Source organism: Mesorhizobium sp. M7A.F.Ca.CA.002.09.1.1, assembly GCF_003998555.1.
Taxonomy (GTDB): Bacteria; Pseudomonadota; Alphaproteobacteria; order Rhizobiales; family Rhizobiaceae; genus Mesorhizobium; species Mesorhizobium ciceri.
On the sequence record NZ_RZRR01001440.1, the window covers coordinates 1 to 767 of the forward strand.

Consider the following 767-nt stretch of genomic DNA (forward strand, 5'->3'; position numbering starts at 1 on the left):
CCCCCGCAACTGTGTGCGGTAGTCCTCTCCATATGCCACTGAAGATTTTTCTTCGGGAAGGTGGGGAAGGACGCTGATCCGTGAGCCAGGAGACCTGCCGGCGACAGGAAACTGACTTCGATGCCCTCGGGTGGAGGGCGAAAGGACAAGACATGACTACCGCTTCCGTCTCCCTCGGCGCTTCCGTCTCCTCGCAGTCGCGCTTCATGCAGCTTGCGCTCGCCGCGCTGCTCGGCATTTTCGTGATGGGCTTTGTCGGCTTCTCGCATATCGATGCGGTCCACAATGCGGCTCACGACTATCGCCATTCGATGGCGTTTCCCTGCCACTGACGAGGGGCTGACATCATGAACCTGTTTCGCAACGTCGTGTTCATCGCGGCGATCGCAGGGCTCGTGGCCGGCGTCGTTCTCGCCTGCATGCAGGCCTATGCGACCGTGCCGCTGATCCTGAAGGCGGAAGTCTACGAACAGGCGGGCGGCGGGCATCACCATGACCATGCCGCTCCGGCAGCAACGGATAGCAATGCCATGAGCACAGCCGCTCCCGCCCCCGCCGAAGCGACTGCTGCGGCGGAAGACGAGGGCTGGGCGCCGGCAGACGGTTTCGAGCGTTTCGCCTTCAGCGTGCTTGCCAACATCGTCACCGGCATCGGCTTCGGGTTGATCCTGGTCGCGGTTTCCGAATTCGCCGGCGGTATCGGTGGTTGGCGCCAGGGCGTGTTCTGGGGCTTGGCCGGCCTTGCCGTGTTCACGCTGGCGCCAACC

Annotated in this window: 2 protein-coding genes and 1 riboswitch; both genes read left to right on the forward strand. The window is 63.5% G+C overall.

From position 1 onward, the window contains the following. Positions 1–117, forward strand: a riboswitch (cobalamin riboswitch). This riboswitch is flagged as partial in the annotation. Between the two features lie 35 nt (positions 118–152). After that, positions 153–332, forward strand: a complete 180-nt coding sequence (locus EN994_RS33850) for a CbtB domain-containing protein (protein WP_013531117.1) — start codon at positions 153–155, stop codon at positions 330–332. A gap of 15 nt (positions 333–347) precedes the next feature. After that, the coding region (locus EN994_RS33855; protein WP_206530573.1) for a CbtA family protein at positions 348–767 on the forward strand (420 nt) is incomplete at its 3' end.

Excerpts from the sequence above, each read along its gene's own strand:
- EN994_RS33850 (WP_013531117.1), top strand. The coding sequence starts at position 153 with ATGACTACCGCTTCCGTCTCCCTCGGCGCTTCCGTCTCCTCGCAGTCG.